General features: G+C 31.7%; 14 protein-coding genes. 7 read left to right on the plus strand and 7 right to left on the minus strand.

Annotated elements, in window-relative coordinates; all coding sequences use genetic code 11:
* The first annotated feature begins 81 nt into the window (after positions 1-81).
* Complete coding sequence (locus MBM09_RS05100; protein ID WP_238675768.1) at positions 82-2,517, plus strand: DUF4982 domain-containing protein; 2,436 nt, start codon at positions 82-84, stop codon at positions 2,515-2,517.
* A 42-nt stretch (positions 2,518-2,559) separates the two neighbouring features.
* A complete protein-coding gene (locus MBM09_RS05105; RefSeq protein ID WP_238675769.1) occupies positions 2,560-4,014 on the plus strand; it encodes a glycosyl hydrolase 53 family protein in 1,455 nt (484 codons plus the stop codon).
* Here MBM09_RS05105 and MBM09_RS05110 read toward each other — a convergent pair.
* Positions 4,009-4,914: a GYDIA family GHMP kinase gene (locus MBM09_RS05110; RefSeq protein WP_238675770.1), complete on the minus strand. Its 906-nt coding sequence runs from the start codon at positions 4,912-4,914 to the stop codon at positions 4,009-4,011. The genes MBM09_RS05105 and MBM09_RS05110 overlap by 6 nt on opposite strands.
* A 2-nt stretch (positions 4,915-4,916) precedes the next feature.
* Complete coding sequence (locus tag MBM09_RS05115) at positions 4,917-6,239, minus strand: hydroxymethylglutaryl-CoA reductase, degradative (protein WP_238675771.1); 1,323 nt, start codon at positions 6,237-6,239, stop codon at positions 4,917-4,919.
* A gap of 241 nt (positions 6,240-6,480) precedes the next feature.
* Between MBM09_RS05115 and MBM09_RS05120 the strand changes: the two genes are divergently transcribed.
* From MBM09_RS05120 to MBM09_RS05140, 5 genes are all read left to right on the plus strand, one after another.
* A complete protein-coding gene (locus MBM09_RS05120; RefSeq protein ID WP_238675772.1) occupies positions 6,481-8,718 on the plus strand; it encodes a S9 family peptidase in 2,238 nt (745 codons plus the stop codon).
* Between the two features lie 33 nt (positions 8,719-8,751).
* Positions 8,752-10,320 (plus strand): peptide MFS transporter, encoded by a 1,569-nt coding sequence (locus tag MBM09_RS05125; RefSeq protein ID WP_238675773.1) that lies wholly within the window; start codon positions 8,752-8,754, stop codon positions 10,318-10,320.
* 35 nt (positions 10,321-10,355) lie between these two features.
* On the plus strand, positions 10,356-12,098 hold the full coding sequence (locus tag MBM09_RS05130) for a peptide MFS transporter (protein WP_238675774.1): 1,743 nt from the start codon (positions 10,356-10,358) through the stop codon (positions 12,096-12,098).
* An 87-nt stretch (positions 12,099-12,185) separates the two neighbouring features.
* Positions 12,186-12,734 carry a thioredoxin fold domain-containing protein gene (locus MBM09_RS05135; RefSeq protein WP_238675775.1) on the plus strand — a complete coding sequence of 183 codons (549 nt, stop codon included), beginning with the start codon at positions 12,186-12,188 and terminating at the stop codon, positions 12,732-12,734.
* Between the two features lie 39 nt (positions 12,735-12,773).
* Entirely contained in the window at positions 12,774-13,244 is a 471-nt protein-coding gene (locus MBM09_RS05140; protein ID WP_238675776.1) for a thioredoxin family protein, read from the plus strand.
* An 8-nt stretch (positions 13,245-13,252) separates the two neighbouring features.
* Here MBM09_RS05140 and MBM09_RS05145 read toward each other — a convergent pair whose 3' ends face one another.
* The 5 genes from MBM09_RS05145 to surE all read right to left on the minus strand — a co-directional run bounded on the left by MBM09_RS05145 (position 13,253) and on the right by surE (position 18,131).
* Positions 13,253-15,292 (minus strand): ComEC/Rec2 family competence protein, encoded by a 2,040-nt coding sequence (locus MBM09_RS05145; RefSeq protein WP_238675777.1) that lies wholly within the window; start codon positions 15,290-15,292, stop codon positions 13,253-13,255.
* A 21-nt stretch (positions 15,293-15,313) separates the two neighbouring features.
* Complete coding sequence (locus MBM09_RS05150) at positions 15,314-15,847, minus strand: C40 family peptidase (RefSeq protein WP_238675778.1); 534 nt, start codon at positions 15,845-15,847, stop codon at positions 15,314-15,316.
* An 8-nt stretch (positions 15,848-15,855) separates the two neighbouring features.
* On the minus strand, positions 15,856-16,968 hold the full coding sequence (gene lpxB / locus MBM09_RS05155; protein ID WP_238675779.1) for a lipid-A-disaccharide synthase: 1,113 nt from the start codon (positions 16,966-16,968) through the stop codon (positions 15,856-15,858).
* An 87-nt stretch (positions 16,969-17,055) separates the two neighbouring features.
* Positions 17,056-17,337 carry a hypothetical protein gene (locus tag MBM09_RS05160; protein ID WP_238675780.1) on the minus strand — a complete coding sequence of 94 codons (282 nt, stop codon included), beginning with the start codon at positions 17,335-17,337 and terminating at the stop codon, positions 17,056-17,058.
* Positions 17,334-18,131 carry a 5'/3'-nucleotidase SurE gene (gene surE / locus MBM09_RS05165; protein WP_238675781.1) on the minus strand — a complete coding sequence of 266 codons (798 nt, stop codon included), beginning with the start codon at positions 18,129-18,131 and terminating at the stop codon, positions 17,334-17,336. The genes MBM09_RS05160 and surE overlap by 4 nt, the downstream gene beginning before the upstream one ends.
* Positions 18,132-18,217 lie beyond the last annotated feature (86 nt).

Raw genomic sequence — 18,217 nt, forward strand, 5'->3', positions numbered from 1 at the left:
AATTATTAAATGAAGTATATTTTAAAAAAGAAGAAGAATATATTTGTTAAACGTAATGACTTGACATTAAAAATATATTCAATGATTCATAAAACAGTATTAAATTTTTTATTGATAATAATTGTTTTCAATAGTTTTCAAAATAATGCGCAATCACGAGAGGTAAAAGAGTTAGACACCAATTGGAAATTTCAAAAAGGCAATTTCGATGATGCTTTTGAAATTAATTTTAATGACTCTAAATGGGAAAATGTAACTGTGCCTCATGATTGGGCAATTTATGGTCCATTTGATAAGGAAATTGATATTCAAAGAGTGGCTATCGAGCAAAATAACGAAAAAATACCAACCGAAAAAACAGGTAGAACCGGTGCCTTACCTCATATTGGTACTGCTTGGTATAGAAATACATTTTCAATTTCAGAAAATCAAAAAAACAAAAAAGTTATTTTACTTTTTGAAGGCGCTATGAGCGAACCTCAAATATATTTAAACGGACAAAAAGTAGGAGAGTGGGCTTATGGCTACAGTTATTTTTATTTTGATGTTTCAAAATTTATAAAAGAAGGTGAAAATACACTTGCGGTTAAATTATCAAATAAAGAATTTGCTTCTCGCTGGTATCCAGGTGCAGGATTGTATCGAAAAGTATCTCTAATTATAAAAAACAAAGAAAGTATAAACCAATGGGGAACGTTTATAACAACACCATTTATAAGTAATGAAGTTGCTAAAGTCAATATTAAAACAAAAATTTCTGGCGATAATACATATTTACTAACTACAATTTTTGATGCAAATGGTAACAAAGTAAATTCTAATAAAGCAGAAACCCAATTTGGTAACGAGTTTGAACAAAATATTAAAGTTGAAAGCCCAATTTTATGGAGCCCAGAAACACCTTACTTATATACAGCAGTTTCTAAATTGTTTGTAAACGATGAGTTAAAAGATGAAATCACTACACGTTTTGGTATCAGAGATATTAAATATGAAGCGAAAAATGGATTTAGTTTAAATGGAGAAATTACTAAATTTAAAGGGGTTTGTTTGCATCACGATTTAGGACCTATTGGTACAGCGGTAAATAAAGCGGCTTTAAAAAGACAATTAACCATATTAAAAGATATGGGTTGTAATGCGATTAGAAGTTCTCATAACATGCCGTCTTTAGAGCAATTGGAGTTATGTGATGAAATGGGTTTCATGTTTCTAGCAGAAAGTTTTGATGAATGGGCAAAACCTAAAGTTAAAAATGGTTATAACAGATTCTTTGATGAGTATGCCGAAAAAGATGTTGTAAACTTAGTGCAGGCAACCAGAAATCATCCATCAATTGTAATGTGGAGTTCGGGTAATGAGGTTCCAGACCAATGGGGAGCAGAAGGAGTAAAACGCGCAAAATGGCTTCAAGATGTTTTTCATAGAGAAGACCCAACGCGTCCTGTAACAGTTGGTATGGATCAAGTAAAAGCGGTTATGGAATCTGGTTTTGGAGCTCTTTTAGATATTCCTGGTTTAAATTATCGCGTTCATTTGTACGAAGAAGCACATGAAAAATTTCCTCAAGGCTTTATTTTAGGATCAGAGACAGCATCAACAGTAAGTTCTAGAGGGATTTATAAATTCCCAGTAGTTCAAGAGAAAATGAAGCAGTATGATGATTTTCAAAGTTCTTCATACGATTTAGAAGCTTGTAGTTGGTCTAACGTTCCAGATGATGATTTTGTTTTACAAGACGATAAGCCTTGGGTAATTGGTGAGTTTGTATGGACAGGTTTTGATTATTTAGGAGAGCCAACACCTTATGATGAAATGTGGCCTTCTAGAAGTTCGTATTTCGGAATTTCAGATTTAGCAGGTTTGCCTAAAGATCGATTTTATTTGTATAGAAGTCGTTGGAACATTGAAGAGGAGACTTTACATGTTTTACCTCACTGGAATTGGGAAGGTCGCGAAGGTGAAACTACACCAGTTTTTGTTTATACAAGTTACGATAGCGCCGAACTTTTTGTAAATGGTAAAAGTATGGGTGTTCAAAAAAAGAATAATGCTACACCGCAAAACAGATACCGATTAATGTGGATGGATGTAAAATACCAACCGGGAACGGTTAAAGTTATTGCCTATGATAAAAATGGAAAGCCAGCTGCCGAAAAAGAGATTAAAACTGCAGGTAGACCACATAAAATTGTATTAAACCCAGATAGAAAAACGATTAAAGCTAATGGTAAAGATTTATCATATGTAAAAGTTTCGGTAGTTGATAAAAATGGAATTCCATGTCCAACTGCAACAAATCAATTAAAATTTAAAGTTTCAGGTCAAGGTGAATTTAGGGCAGCCTGTAATGGTGATGCAACCTCTTTAGAATTATTTCACTTACCAACCATGAAACTCTTTAGTGGGAAATTAGTGGTGCTTGTTCAATCGTTAGAAGATGCAGGTGATATTAAATTAACGGTTACAGGCAAAGGGTTGAAAAAGGGTAGTGTGAATATAAATTCAACCAAATAGTTTAGAAAAAATAAAACCATCCCTAATATTAAAACTATAACTATGAAAGCATTAAAAGTCATTTTTTTTATTGGATTAGTTACCCTATTTCAATGTAAAAAAGTAGAAACGAAACAAGAAGACATTATAATCGAAACCCCAAATTTTTCATCGGTCAGTCAAGTGGAAAATGGTAAACCGGTTTCTGTGATGTTAACCAGTTATAGCACAACCTTAGTAGCTAACGGAAAAGATAAAACGCAATTACGAATTGCAGTTACTGATAGTTTAGGTCGAGAAATAACTTCTGCATCAGATTCCATACAATTATATGTTACTGGAAAAGGTACTCTTAAAACCATAGATGAAAAGGATTTTGTATACGGTACAGATTCATTAGGAACAAAATACGTAAAGGCAAAATTAGAAAACGGCATTTTTAATCTCCAATTCATTGCAGGTACAGAACCGGATAAAGTTATAGTTGAAGCAAAATCTGATTCGCTTTGGGTTGGCGCGCATGAAATACATACCATACCAAGCGATATCGTATACAAAACACCTACCGAAGATCAATTACCAAAAACCACAAAACCAATTGATAGAATGATTGGTGCAGATATTTCGTTTTTACCACAAATTGAAAATAGAGAAGGTAAATTTATAGAAAATGGAGAAGAAATTGATGCACTTGATTTATTAAAAAAACACGGGTTTAATTATATAAGATTAAGAGTTTTTGTGAATCCAGAGAAGGAAAAAGGATATTCTCCAAAAGATGGTTTTTGCGATTTAGAGCATACACTTGCTATGGCAAAACGAATTAAAGCAGCTGGAATGAAATTTTTACTCGATTTTCATTACAGCGATTATTGGGCAGACCCACAAAAGCAATTTAAACCAAAAGCATGGGAAGGTCTAAATTTTGAGGAATTACAAGCAGTCGTAACAACATATACATCAGATGTTTTAAATGCTTTAAAAACTCAGGGAACTTTGCCAGATATGGTTCAAGTTGGTAATGAAATTAATCATGGTATGATTTGGCCTGATGGGCATATTGGTAATTTAGACGGTTTAGCTAGCTTGCTTAGAGCGGGTGTAAAAGGTGTTAATAATGTAGATGCGAGCATACCAATTATGATGCATATTGCACTTGGAGGTCAAAATAAAGAAGCTGTTTTCTGGTTAGATAACATGATTGCCAGAGATGTGAAATTTGATATTATAGGCTTATCATATTACCCAAGATGGCATGGTACTTTGAATGATCTTCACTATAATTTAAATGATTTACTTAAGCGTTACAACAAACCATTGAATGTGGTAGAGTATAATGATTACGCCAAAGAAGTGCATGACATTGTTTTTGGATTACCAGATAATATGGGAAAAGGAGCTGCTATTTGGGAACCTCTTGGTTGGCGAAGCGGTATGTTTAATAGAGAAGGTGAGGTAAATGATAAAATTATGGTTTATGACGCTTTAAATGAAAAGTATCTTGGTAACTCATTATAAAACCATATCCTTATAAGGAATGATAGTTTCAAAGCCTTTTTGTTTAAAATAGCTTGATGGGTTTTCGGTAGAGGTAACTAATATAAAATCGCCACCCCAAGCGCCTAGACTTTTAATACAGCCTTCAAAATCTGGAAAAAGTAAATCTTTAACAGGAGTTTGCTTTGTGAGTTTTGAAATGATGTTTTCATGACTAATAATCAAATTTTCAAAATCTTTTAGAGCGTTGCAGTTGGCCATTTTTTTGGTAATCTGATTAATTTTAGAAATTGCATATTTTGAATGCTCTTTATTTTCATGATAATACTTAATACCATCACGACTATTTTGCTTTTTATTTAAATGAACAAAATATAAATGCTCTCTATAAGAAGGATTGAAGTTGACTTCTTGAACTTCAGGTTTTCTGTTTTTTATTTGATAGATAATAGGTGTATTGTGTTGTGCACAAGCAATATCATAACCGCTGCCTCCAAAAGTGTTTTCTAAAAGCATGTAGGCATCAACTTCTGCCCATTGCGATATGTTGTTTATTAATGTTGATGATGTGCCAAGTCCCCATTTTTTTGGGAAATCTAATTCTGTAGTAACTTTGAAGCCTTTGTTGTCAGATAAAAATTCCGAATTTAATTGTTTTGCAGCATTAAGAATTTGAACTAATCTTTCTCTAACATCATTGCATGGAGTATTAGATGTGGCAATCTCTTCAATAGAAAACTCATCTTCAAACCAAACTTCACCTTTTTTATCGATGCTTTTCCAAATAATTTTTGGTTCATCAATTGTTTCAACAATTAAAGACTGCCCGTATTTTGTGGGTACAGCAAGCGATAAAGCACCGTCTAGTACAGCGTATTCTCCAGTTAATAATAATTTCCCGTTGCTATAAAATCGTTTCACTATTAATTTTTTATTCTTAATTCATTAATAGCTTCGGTTACGGCACTATGTGTAACTGTATTGTTTTTGAAGTGTTCTATTAAAGTTTGTTTTTCAATATCTGTAGCTTCGAACTGATTTAAAATATTCATCAAATGCATTTTCATATGCCCTTCTTGAATACCAGTTGTGGTTAACGAGCTGAGCGCTGCAAAATTTTGAGCTAATCCTGCTACAGCAACAATTTGCATAAGCTCTTTTGCAGATGGTTTATGTAGCATTTCTAATGATAATTTTACAAGTGGGTGTAAACCTGTAAGTCCGCCAACTGTTCCTAAAGCTAATGGAATTTCTATCCAAAATGTAAATATGCCATTTTCAACTTTAGCATGCGTTAAACTGCTGTATTTTCCGTTACGCGATGCATAAGCGTGAACACCAGCTTCAACAGCTCTAAAATCGTTTCCAGTTGCTAAAACAACAGCGTCAATACCATTCATAACGCCTTTATTATGTGTTACAGCACGGTAAGGTTCTACTTCTGCAATCTTTACAGCTTGTACAAATTTATTAGCAAAAGCTTCACCATTCACACTATTGTTTTCACTTAAATCTTCAACGTTACAACTAACTTCTGCACGCACTAAACAATCGGGTACATAATTAGATAAAATACTCATGATAATATCAATCTGCTTTTCTTCATCTGAAAATAATTGAAAATCTAAAGCTTCATTTTTAAATGTTTCGGCAAACTGCTCTAAACACGAATTAATAAAATTAGCGCCCATAGCATCTAGGGTTTCAAAAGAAACATGAAGCTGATAGTAATTTTTAATATTATTGGTTTTGTCACGCAATTCAATATCTAAAATACCACCACCGCGTTTTTTCATGTTTTTGGTAATGGTATTTGTGTCGTGTATAAGTTTGGGTTTTACTTCATTAAAAAACTGTTTTAATTTTTCAAAATCGCCTTTATATATAAAATGAACCTGACCAATTTTTGTAGTAGAGATTACTTTAGTTTTAAAACCGCCTCTATTTAACCAAAATTTTGCTGCTTTACTAGCTGCTGCAACTACCGAACTTTCTTCAATAGCCATTGGTATGGTATATAATTTGTCGTTTATTAAAAAATTAGGCGCAACACCAAGTGGCAAATAATAATTTGTTATAGTGTTTTCAATAAATTCATCGTGAAGTTGTTGCAGTTTTTCATTATCGTTCCAATATTGTTTTAAAACAGCTTTCGCGTTTTCTGCATTAGAAAAGTAGGTATCAACTATCCAATCAATTTTTTTTACTTTGGAGAGTTTAGAAAAACCAGAAATAGATTTACTCATAACATGTTTATTTGCAGCGCAAAGATACTATTCTTAGTAGGATAATTGAATATTTTAAATTTAAACGCATGTATTTAAGTGTTAATATTAGCGGTTTTTTGCATAATTTTTAGTAAACTTGACACCCTTTTAAGAATTAAATAGTTTTTTTGATGAAACATCTATTATTTTCAATCGATCTTTTGAAAATTAGTTTTGTAGATGTTACATCTAACAGAAACAAAAGAATAGAAATTATCTGATGAAATACCTTAAATTCTCCCTTTACATTTGCCTTTTTTTATCTACAATTTTAACTGCTCAAACTAAGGAGATTACACTCGAAGATATATGGAGTAATGGAACTTTTAGAACAGAATATATGGATGCATTGCACTCTATGGGCAATGGACAGCAGTATTCGGTTTTAAATTTTGATAGAGCAACAAGAAGTACTTCAATTGATATTTACGATTACAAAACTCTTGAAAAAGTTAAAACTTTAGTTACTTCAGCAAACCTTGAGGACATTCCGTATTTTACAGATTACACCTTTAGTAAAGATGAAAGTAAAGTAATTTTAGCAACCAACGAAGAATCTATTTATCGCCGTTCATCATTAGGAAATTATTATGTTTATGATGTAAAAAACGAGACTTTAGATTTAATTGCTGAAGAAAAAATTCAAGAACCAACATTCTCACCAGATGGGAAAAAAGTAGCTTTTGCTAGAGATAATAATTTATATGTAAAAGATTTAATTTCTGCTGAAACCATACAACTAACTTTTGATGGTGAAACCAATAAAATTATAAATGGTATTACCGATTGGGTTTATGAAGAAGAATTTTCTTTTGTAAGAGCTTTTGATTGGAATGCCGATAGTAACAAAATTGCTTTTATTCGATTTGATGAAACTAACGTGCCAGAATTCTCTATGGATATATATGGTAATGAGCTTTATCAAACACAACAAGTTTTTAAATACCCTAAGGCAGGAGAAGCTAATTCTTTAGTGTCTTTACATATTTGTAATCTTGATACTCAAGAAATAAGCGAAGTGAAGGTTGACAAAGCATATAACGATTTTTATATTCCAAGAATTAAATGGACCAACAATCCAAATGTTTTAAGTGCGCAGTACATGAATCGTCATCAAAACGAATTGGATTTATGGATGATAAATGCAAAAACCAATACCTCTAGTTTAGTTTTAGCTGAAAAAGACAAAGCTTATATAGACGTAACAGATAATTTAACTTTTTTAAAGGATAATAGTTTTATTTGGACCAGTGAGAAAGACGGCTACAATCATATTTATCATTACGATAAAACAGGAAAGTTGATTAATCAAGTTACTAAAGGCAATTGGGAAGTCACTAATTATTATGGTTATGATGAGAAAAACAATACTATTTTTTACCAATCTGTAGAAAATGGCTCTATTAATCGTGATGTTTATTCCATTAAATTAAACGGGCGAAACAAAACCAGACTTACAAAAAGTGAAGGAACAAATAGTGCTTCCTTTAGTGCAGATTTCTCATACTTCATTAACACCTTTTCAAGTGCAACAACACCACCAGAATATACTTTAAATAGTTCTGCTTCAGGAAATCTTATCAAAAGTATAAAAGATAATGATGTACTGTCTCAAAAGCTTTCAGAATATAAAACGTCTAAAAAGGAATTCAGTACCATTCATGTAAACGGAAACGATTTAAATATGTGGATGATTAAACCTGCCGATTTTGATGAGAATAAGCAATATCCTTTATTGATGTATCAATATTCAGGTCCTGGTTCGCAACAAGTGGCTAATCGTTGGAATAGTGCGAACGATTATTGGTACCAGCAATTAGCACAACAAGGGTATATTATAGCATGTGTTGATGGTAGAGGAACAGGTTTTAAAGGTGCAGATTTCAAAAAAGTGACTCAAAATGAATTAGGTAAATATGAGGTTGAAGACCAAATTCAAGCGGCAAAACAACTAGGCGAATTACCTTATATTGATGCTAGTAGAATGGGTATTTGGGGTTGGAGCTATGGTGGTTTTATGAGTAGTAATTGTTTGTTTAAAGGAAATGATGTGTTTAAAATGGCAATTGCAGTAGCACCAGTAAGTAGCTGGCGTTTTTATGATACTATTTATACAGAACGATACATGACAACACCACAAGAGAATGCAAGTGGTTACGATGAGAATTCTCCAATAAATCATGTAGATAAATTAAAAGGTGATTTTCTTTTAGTTCACGGTTCAGGTGATGATAATGTGCATTTACAAAATACCATGCGTTTAGCCGAAGCTTTAATTCAAGCAGATAAACAATTTGATTGGGCTATTTATCCTGATAAAAATCACGGAATTTATGGTGGAAATACTAGACTTCACTTATACAAAAAAATGACACATTTTATCAATGAAACCTTAGGAGATAAAATTGTAAAGCAAGAAGAAACTAAGCAAAAAGAAAAAGTAAAAATTAAAGGATAAATTTTAAAGACTAAAAAAACAAAAGAATAGAATATGGATTTTGCATTAATATTATTGATTGTCGGATGGATTTTTTGCTTAATATGGATACCACTAGTTATAAAAGCTAATAGCAAAATTCATCCAAGAGCACTTTTTGTTTGTTTTTTCGCTGAAATGTGGGAGCGCTTTTCGTATTATGGAATGCGAGCTCTACTTACTTTGTATATGGTTAAGGTTGTTTTTCAACAAATAGCAAGTGGTGAGGCAGATGTAAAATCGCTTGCTATTTATGGAACTTATACGGCTTCAATTTATCTAGGTCCAATTATTGGGGGTATGATGGCAGATAAGTATTTAGGTTTTAGAAAATCTATTTTATTGGGTGGTGTTTTAATCAGTTTAGGACACATAGCATTGGCGGCTCAAGGATTAATAGCCGAAACCAATGAATTTTTCTTTTTTATTGCACTAGCATTTATTGTTGTGGGAACAGGGTACTTTAAACCAAATATATCAAGTTTTTTAGGAAAATTTTATAAACAAGACGATCCAAGAAAAGATCCAGCCTATAATATTTTTTATATGGGAATTAATGTCGGGGCTTTCTTATCAGCATTAACTTGTGGTTATTTAGGAGAACAAGTAGGTTGGCATTGGGGTTTTGGTTTAGCAGGAATAGGAATGTTTATTGGGTTATTTGTTTTTTGGAAAAATCTAAAATATTTTGGAGATAAAGGTCTCGTTCCAGATATAAAGTATGATACTCAAGGTTTTTTCGCAGGACTTAGTCTTAATAAAATAATCATTCTTTTAAGTCTTGTTGCTGTTCCATTATGGGCTATTTTATTTAGTTATGATGATGTATTTAAAATTGGTCTGTCGGGAATCACTGTTGTTGTATTAGTATATCTTATTTACTTAAGTACTAAATATGAAAATGGGTCTAGATTATTAGTGGTTTTAATACTATTTGTGTTTCATGCCATGTTTTGGGCGTTATTTGAGCAAGCGGGAGGTTCGCTTACACTAATTACAGATAGGTTCGTTGATCGAACCATTGGTAATTCTGAAATACCCGCATCTCAATTCCAAGCCTTAAACGCTTTTTTCATTATAATTTTTGCACCTGTCTTTGCTTGGCTTTGGATGAAGTTAAATAAACTAAAGGCAGAACCTAGTACACCTTTAAAATTTGTTTATTCCTTAGTATTATTAGCTATTGGTTTTTTAATAATAGTTTTAGGTGCTAAATCTGCTATGGAATCAGGTGAATCAATTATTGTTTGGGCCATAGTTTTTATGTACTTATTTCACACTCTAGGGGAATTGTGTTTATCTCCAGTAGGATTATCTATGGTTACTAAACTGTCTCCACCAGATATTGTAGGCTTTACAATGGGTGCTTGGTTTTTATCATATTCAGTAGGGAACAAAGTTGCTACTGAAATAGGTAAATTAATAAGCGTAGGAGATTTAGATGAAAATGCTTCTATGGCAGAACAAATTAGCCCTTATGTGGATGTTTATCTGCAATGGGGAGTCTATGTAGTATTAGGTTGTGCAGTTGTACTTTTAGCTTTAGTACCTGTATTAAAGAAGTTAATGAAGGGAATACATTAAAATAGAATGAAATAAGATTTAATAATTATAATATCATGGCAGAAAACTCAACCGATCAATTTTTTAAAAGTACTGTTTTAGGACATCCATCAGGATTATTCGTTTTATTTTTCACTGAAATGTGGGAACGCTTTTCATATTATGGAATGCGAGCATTATTAGTGTTATTCTTAACTGCTTCATTAATGGATGAAGGTTGGGGATGGCCACGAGAACATGCTATGGCGTTATTTGGTTCTTATGTTGGATTAGTGTATCTCTCAACCATGATGGGAGGTTATTTTGCAGATAAAATAATTGGCTATAGATATGCTGTTTTGGTAGGTGCATTATTAATGACACTTGGTCACGCATCTATGGCAGTAGAAACGCAGTGGTCAATTTATTTAGGATTAGGTTTATTAGTTATAGGTAATGGTTTTTTTAAACCGAATATGACCTCAATTATATCCGAAATGTATAAAGATAGACCTCAGAAAAAAGATGGTGCTTATACTATATTTTACATGGGTGTAAACGCAGGTGCATTTTTGGGAATATTATTATGTGGTTATTTAGGAGAAAAAGTGGGATGGAGTCTAGGGTTTGGTTTAGCGGGTATATTTATGCTTTTCGGTTTAATTCAATTTTGGTTGGCGCAAAACATTTTTGGAAATATAGGTTTAAAACCTAAAAAAAATGATGCTAATTCAATAGAGGCTCTAGATAATGATAAAAGAGTACCATTTACTACATGGCAATTAGGCTTAATAATATTAATGGTTACTTTAGGATTGTTTTGGATTATTAATGCCCCAGCAACTACAATTTCAGAAGGAAAAATTAATATATTTTCTTTTTTAGGTGATAATGGAAATAATATAGCCATTTTAACAGCTTTAGGGTTATTTCTTTTATTGTTAATTTACAGATTTACCCAATACTCTAAAATAACTAGAGAAAAATTAATAGCAGTATCCTTTTTTGCACTTTTATCTGTATTCTTTTGGGCAATTTTTGAGCAATCACCGGGGACATTAACCATTTTTGCAAGAGATTACACTGATAGAACTTTAGATGGGTCTTCAGCAATTATTTTTAGAGTAGTTAATGCTGCAATGACAATTATTCCGTTAGCAATTATTACTTGGGTTTTATATTTATTGTTCAAACAAACTTTTGCTAAGTATAAATGGGCTAATATAGTTTTAAGCTTAAGTTTTATAATTGTTTGGGGAATTGCAATTTGGATGTTGTTAGACCAATTAAAAGACGAAGAGTTAGAAATTCCTGCTTCCTGGTTTAGTGTTTTAAATTCTTTGTTCATAATCACATTAGCGCCATTGTTTTCAAAGTGGTGGGAGAGCAAATATAATCCTTCAGCCAATGCTAAATATGGAATAGGCATGTTATTGTTAGGTTTGGGTATGGCATGTGTTGCATTTGGAGCTATGGGAATTGAACCTGGTGCTAAAACAGCTTCAGTGAGTATTATATGGCTTATTTTAGTGTATTTATTTCATACCATGGGAGAATTGTGTATTTCTCCAGTTGGTTTATCTTATGTTAGTAAATTGGTACCAGCAAGAATGATAGCTTTTATGTTTGGAGTTTGGTATTTAGCAGTAGCAATTGGAATGAAAGGTGCTGGAGTATTTGGGGAAAACATTGATAAAGTAGCAAATGAAAACGGAATTAGTTATTTCTTTTGGGTACTAACAATAGTTTCACTAGTCGTAGCTGTATTTGCAATAGTAATGAAGCCAGTAATTAAAAAGCTAATGCACGGTGTTCGTTAATCGAAAAAATGTTAAAAAATAATTTAAAATGCTCCTAAAAGGAGCATTTTTTGTAAGTTCGGAACAACTTTTGTAACTAAATCTACTATGAAAAGAACAATTTATATTATGCTTCTAGCTGTTTTTACAACAGTTTATGCAACGGCTCAAGAAATTAAATGGCTATCTTTAGAAGATGCTATAGCGCTTCAAAAAAAAGAACCTAAAAAAATTATAATGGATATTTATACCAATTGGTGTGGACCATGTAAAATGCTTGATAAAAACACATTTCAACATGAAGAAGTAGCAGATTACATTAATAATCATTATTACGCTGTAAAATTTAATGGAGAAGGAGATGAGGTAGTTAATTATAAAGACCAATCGTTTGCTAACCCTAATTACAATCCTGCAAATGCTAATAAACGTAATTCTCCACACGATTTAGCACGATATTTTCAAGTAAGTGCATATCCAACAATTGTATTTTTTGATGAAAATGGAGATGTAATAACGCCCTTAAAAGGTTATCAAACACCAACTCAACTGGAGTTGTATTTAAAAATGTTTAAAAAAGACGATCATAAAAGCATTAAAACTCAAGAGGAGTTTAATAATTATTACAATGCTTTTCAAGCAGAATTTAAAGGATAAAATAAAGCATATTCAGTTTTGAAAACTAAGAATCAGTCAATGAAAAAAATATTATTCACATTAGTTTTATTTGTATTTACATCGGTTAATACTATTGCTCAGGAAACTGTAACATGGCATACAGATATGAATAAAGCTTTTGAAATTGCAACTAACGAAAATAAAGATTTGCTGTTGTTCTTTACAGGTTCAGATTGGTGTGGATGGTGCATTAAGTTACAAAATGAAGTGCTTAAAACACCAGATTTTGAAAAATGGGCGAAAGATAATGTAGTTTTAGTTGAACTTGATTTTCCAAGAAGGACTCCTCAAGAAGCAACGCTTAAAGCTCAGAATTATCAAATGCAAAAAATGTTTAAAGTAAGAGGTTATCCAACCGTATATTTTGCAAGACCAGAAAAAACATCAGAAGGCAAGAAGAACTTAAATACGCTTGGAAGCACAGGCTATGTTCGAGGTGGCGCAGAAAAATGGCTAGAAGTAGCTAATGGTATTGTTAAAAACAACTAGAAGTAATTTTAATATTTTATAATATAAGCTCCCTTTTTACTAGTTTGGTGAAAAGGGAGTTTTCGTTTTCTGCAAATAGTTTCCCAGCGCTCAACGTACGATTTATAATTACTGCCATCAGCAATAATTTGCTTAGGTTTTATGGAATCTATTAATCGATTCAAATTTATTTTCGGCGATTGCCTAAGTAATACGTAGTCGGGTTTAAAAGATTTTATATTGTAAATACCCAAGCTATCAACAATCAAAAGTTTTTTGTTATTAAGCAGATAAAAATTCTGAAGTGTATCTTCTTCTATGGTTTTGATATGATTTCCAACAGAATAATCTTTTATGATGTTATTAGTTAGTTTGGTAACACTATCAAAGTCATGTGCTATAATTATTTTATTATTAAGCGTGTTTCCTAAAAGGCTATATCTGCTTTTGTGATATACAATTAATTCATTTTCAGGTTTTTTATTTTGAGTGTAAATAAAGGCTATTTGAAGAATCAATATTGAAACTAAAAATAATCTTAATGTTGAATAGTTCTTTTTTATAATTAATCGAATAAAGGAAATAATTAAAAAGTAAGACGCTAAAACATATAAAAGGCTAAAAGAAATATCTTTAAATAAAAAGGACTCTTGTTGAGAAATCCAGCTTACAAAATCATTCATTACACCAATAATGGAACCATAAAAATTGGCTAAAAAGTAAGGTAAAATGTTCAGCGTAGCTAACAGAATAACCAATATACCTAAACCCAGAATAATTCCTAAAAAAGGAATAATAACTAAATTTGATACAAAAAATAAACTCGGAAACTGATGGAAATAAAACAAGCTAACTGGTATAATCCCAAATTGCGCAGACACTGTTATGGTAAATGTGTGCCAATATTTATCTAGAAACCAATTTTTAGGTCGCCATAAATTATATAAAATTGGGTCAATGGCCACAATAGCATAAACAGCCAAATAACTTAACTGAAACCCAACATCGAATAAAAACAAAGGTTTGAAAAGTAAAATAACAAACATAGAAATGGCTAGTGTGTTATAAATGTTGGTTGGTCTTTTAAGATTTAGAGCAATAGCAACAATACTAAACATGGTTACAGCTCGTGTAACAGAAGCCGATAAACCTGCTATTAATGCAAAACTCCACAGAATACTTACAAGTAAAATGGTTTTAATTAGTTTTCCGTGTTTAAAGCGTTCTAAAGGTTTGAAAATAAAGCTTAGAATGATTAAAATAATACCCACATGCAATCCAGAAACAGCCAGAATATGTATCGCTCCAGCATTGGTGTAGCTAGAGTAAACTTCTTCACTAATATCCTGTCTTTGCCCTAATAAAAGAGCGTTAATAATTGCTAATTCATTTGGTTTAAAATGGTAAGGTTTTAGTTTGTTATTAATAAATTCACGAATGTTATTTGCAACCCCAAACAAAGTATGAGTATTAGAGTTAACTTTTAAAAGCGATTCATTTGTTATGAATAACTGGTGATAAATATATTTTTTCTCTAAATAGTTTTTGTAATCAAATTGATGAGGGTTTAACGGGTGAATTAAATCTTTAAATTCTGCTCTGGTAACAAGAATCTGGTCAACTTTTAAAGCGGGTTTTAAAGTGTCTTTTTCAATATTTAAAAGCGATTTCCCTTTTGTAGTAGAGCTATTTATATTTAAAATATCAATAACATATTTATCATAATAATTACCAGATTTTAAAACTTCTCTAACCCTGAAGGTTATTGTTTTTAACGAATCTTCTTCTAATGAAACTTGATTTGTGTAATGCTTTTTAAAGTTTCTTTGATTGTGAATATTAGTAGTTAATATACCAATAGAAACCATTAAAATAAAAGCAAAAACACCAAACCAAATGGTTTTAACAAATTGTTTTTTTGCAATGAAATAAAAGATGAATAAAATTGCTAAAAGCAATGAGGTAATATATAATGAAGTGTTTAAAGGAATGTTAACTAAATAACCAATGATAATGCCTATAATAAGACAAATGGTTAATTTAATTACTGTGAAATTGAGAAGTTGCACACTCCTAATATATGAAATATCTTATAAAATTCTGCGTGCTTCTGTAAATGCGTTTAGCCAGTAAGTTTCGTTTAACCAAGAGGTTATAACGCCATTGCTAGTGGTGGCATGTATAAATTCAATATTGTTATTTCTAATAGAAACAATTAAACCCACATGATTAATAGAGTTCCTTCTATTTCCTGTTTTAAAGAAAAGTAAATCACCTTTATTGACATTTTTTAAAGAAATTTTATCACCGCGTTTTGCCATGTCTCTAGAAATTCTGGGAAGTATAACATCATAAGCTCTAAAAGACTCATAAACTAAACCAGAACAATCCATTCCTTTTTTTGTGGTTCCGCCCCACTTGTAACGTACACCTTCAAATTGCTTAGCATAGTCTATAATATGCTCAGTTTTAGACTTTGATGACTCGGTGTTTTTTACAATCTCTTTATTATTTCTTTTTTTAACTATTTCTGTTGAAGATGCTTTTTTGTTTTTAGCTCGTTTTGAAGATTTACAACTGCTAAAACTCAAAATTAATATGAGAAAGAAAGCTATTTTTTTCATTTTAAAAATTAAGATTGTAAAGATTTATAAATTAAACCAGCTGTTTTTTCACTGGCGCCTTTTCCTCCCAAAGTTTTTTCTAAGTCGTAATAATCTAAAAATAACCTTTTTCTGGTTTCAGAATTTAAAATTTTATCAAGCTCTCGTTTTAGGTTCTTTTTGTTGAAGTCATTTTGGATTAACTCTGTAACAACTTCCTTATCCATAACCAAATTAACTAACGAAATAAATTTTAAAGTTATTATGCGTTTAGCAATATGATATGAAATAGCACTTCCTTTATAACAAACCACTTGTGGAACTTTAAACAAGGCTGTTTCAAGGGTAGCGGTTCCAGAAGTTACCAATGCAGCATGTGAGATACTTAATAAATCGTAAGTTTTATTAGAAACAAATTTAACGTTACTAGATTTTATAAAAGTTTCATAAAAACTATAATCCTGACTAGGCGCGCCAGCAATTACAAATTGATAATCTGGATACTCATTAATTAAACTAAGCATAACAGAAAGCATTTTTGTTATTTCTTGCTTTCTACTTCCAGGTAATAATGCAATTATAGGTTTGTTGCTTAATTTGTGTGCTTCTCTAAATTTAAACTCATCAACTTGGTTTCTGTTAGCAATAGCATCAATTAATGGGTGGCCAACAAAAGTAACATTGTAATCGTGTTTTTTATAAAAAGGCTCTACAAAAGGTAGGATAACATACATGGCATCAATATCTCGCTTTATAGCTTTTACTCTACTGGCTCTAGATGCCCAAACTTGCGGAGAAATGTAATAATTGGTTTTAAAACCTTCTTGTTTTGCCCATTTAGCAATTCGAAGGTTAAAGCCAGAATTATCAATAAAAATAATAGCGTCTGGATTAAACTTTTTAATATCTTCTTTACAAAACGAAATGTCTTTAAATATTTTATTAAGGTTCATAATTACCTCAATAAAACCCATAAAAGCTCGCTCTTTGTAATGTTTTACTAAACTACCACCAACAGCTTGCATAAGGTCGCCACCCCAAAATCTAATATCGGCATTTGCATCAACTTTTTGCAATGCTTTCATTAGGTTTGAGCCATGTAAATCACCCGATGCTTCCCCAGCAATAATGTAATACTTCATTTTTATTGTCAGGTCGAGCGCAGTCGAGACCTCTTTTTAAAAAACACTATAAATAAACCTCTCGACTGCGCTCGAGGGGACATTAATTTAAAAAAGTTTAAAAACAAATGTAAAAACAGCTATAAAAACAGTAATTAGCAATACGCCTCTTGCTCGGTAATCTTGTTTCTTTCTTATAAAAATAAAAAAGGCGATTAGGTTTAAAATAGCCCCTAAGCTTATAAGTTTTCCTAAAAACCCTTCGTTAGAGGCTGCTTTAATTACTGTGGTAAAATCATCTCCTTTTCCTAATAGGGTTGCAGTTAAAAGTAAACCAATAGCATTGGCAATTAAACCAACAAACATGCCTATAAAAATATCTTTTTTCATTTATGCTGAATTATTTCAGTGTCGTTTAAATTCCAGGTATTCAATGCTTTTATAAAGTGATGAGCAGTTAAATCAAATTGCACAGGTACTAAGGAAACATAGTTGTTTTCTAAAGCCCACTCATCAGTGTCTTCACCACCATCTAAATTAACAAATTTTCCTGTTAACCAATAATAATCTTTACCAGTTGGAGTTTGACGTTTATCAAATTCTTCTACCCAATTGGCTTTAGCTTGTCTGGAAATTTTTATTCCTTTTATATTGTTTTTAGAAACATTAGGAATGTTTACATTTAAAACAATACCATTTGGCAAACCTTCTTTTAAAACATTTTTAGCAATGGTTTCAACATAAGGTTTTGAAGCCTCAAAATTAGCATTCCATGTATAGTCTAATAAAGAAAAGCCAATGGCGGGAATGCCTTCTATACCTGCTTCTACCGCAGCACTCATCGTGCCAGAATAAATAACATTTATTGATGAATTCGATCCATGATTAATACCAGAAACACAAAGGTCTGGCTTTCTGTCTAGAATTTCTCTAATGGCTAGTTTTACACAATCTGCAGGTGTTCCCGAACAACTGTATTCTTTTTGCGGTCCATCATCTACAAAAACCTGTTCTGCATAAAGTGTAGAGTTTAACGTAATAGCGTGTCCCATGCCACTTTGTGGGCTATCTGGAGCAACTACAACTACATCGCCAATGGTATTCATTACGCTAATTAAGGTTCTAATACCTGGTGCATTAATACCATCATCATTAGTTACTAGTATAAGTGGTTTTTTTGTCATAAACTGTACTTAAAAGCATCGCTAAAATACATAATTTAGACAGGAAACCGCTAATTTCTATGCTTTAACAAAAAATTAGTAGCGAT

The sequence above is a fragment of the Flaviramulus sp. BrNp1-15 genome, assembly GCF_022259695.1.
Lineage (GTDB): Bacteria > Bacteroidota > Bacteroidia > Flavobacteriales > Flavobacteriaceae > BrNp1-15.

Bases quoted from the DNA above. Each gene is read 5' to 3' on its own strand.
- MBM09_RS05120 (WP_238675772.1), top strand. From the start codon at position 6,481: ATGAAATACCTTAAATTCTCCCTTTACATTTGCCTTTTTTTATCTACA.
- surE (WP_238675781.1), bottom strand. From the start codon at position 18,131: ATGACAAAAAAACCACTTATACTAGTAACTAATGATGATGGTATTAAT.
- MBM09_RS05130 (WP_238675774.1), top strand. From the start codon at position 10,356: ATGGCAGAAAACTCAACCGATCAATTTTTTAAAAGTACTGTTTTAGGA.
- MBM09_RS05115 (WP_238675771.1), bottom strand. From the start codon at position 6,239: ATGAGTAAATCTATTTCTGGTTTTTCTAAACTCTCCAAAGTAAAAAAA.
- MBM09_RS05150 (WP_238675778.1), bottom strand. From the start codon at position 15,847: ATGAAAAAAATAGCTTTCTTTCTCATATTAATTTTGAGTTTTAGCAGT.
- MBM09_RS05135 (WP_238675775.1), top strand. From the start codon at position 12,186: ATGAAAAGAACAATTTATATTATGCTTCTAGCTGTTTTTACAACAGTT.
- MBM09_RS05140 (WP_238675776.1), top strand. From the start codon at position 12,774: ATGAAAAAAATATTATTCACATTAGTTTTATTTGTATTTACATCGGTT.
- lpxB (WP_238675779.1), bottom strand. From the start codon at position 16,968: ATGAAGTATTACATTATTGCTGGGGAAGCATCGGGTGATTTACATGGC.
- MBM09_RS05125 (WP_238675773.1), top strand. From the start codon at position 8,752: ATGGATTTTGCATTAATATTATTGATTGTCGGATGGATTTTTTGCTTA.
- MBM09_RS05100 (WP_238675768.1), top strand. From the start codon at position 82: ATGATTCATAAAACAGTATTAAATTTTTTATTGATAATAATTGTTTTC.
- MBM09_RS05105 (WP_238675769.1), top strand. From the start codon at position 2,560: ATGAAAGCATTAAAAGTCATTTTTTTTATTGGATTAGTTACCCTATTT.
- MBM09_RS05160 (WP_238675780.1), bottom strand. From the start codon at position 17,337: ATGAAAAAAGATATTTTTATAGGCATGTTTGTTGGTTTAATTGCCAAT.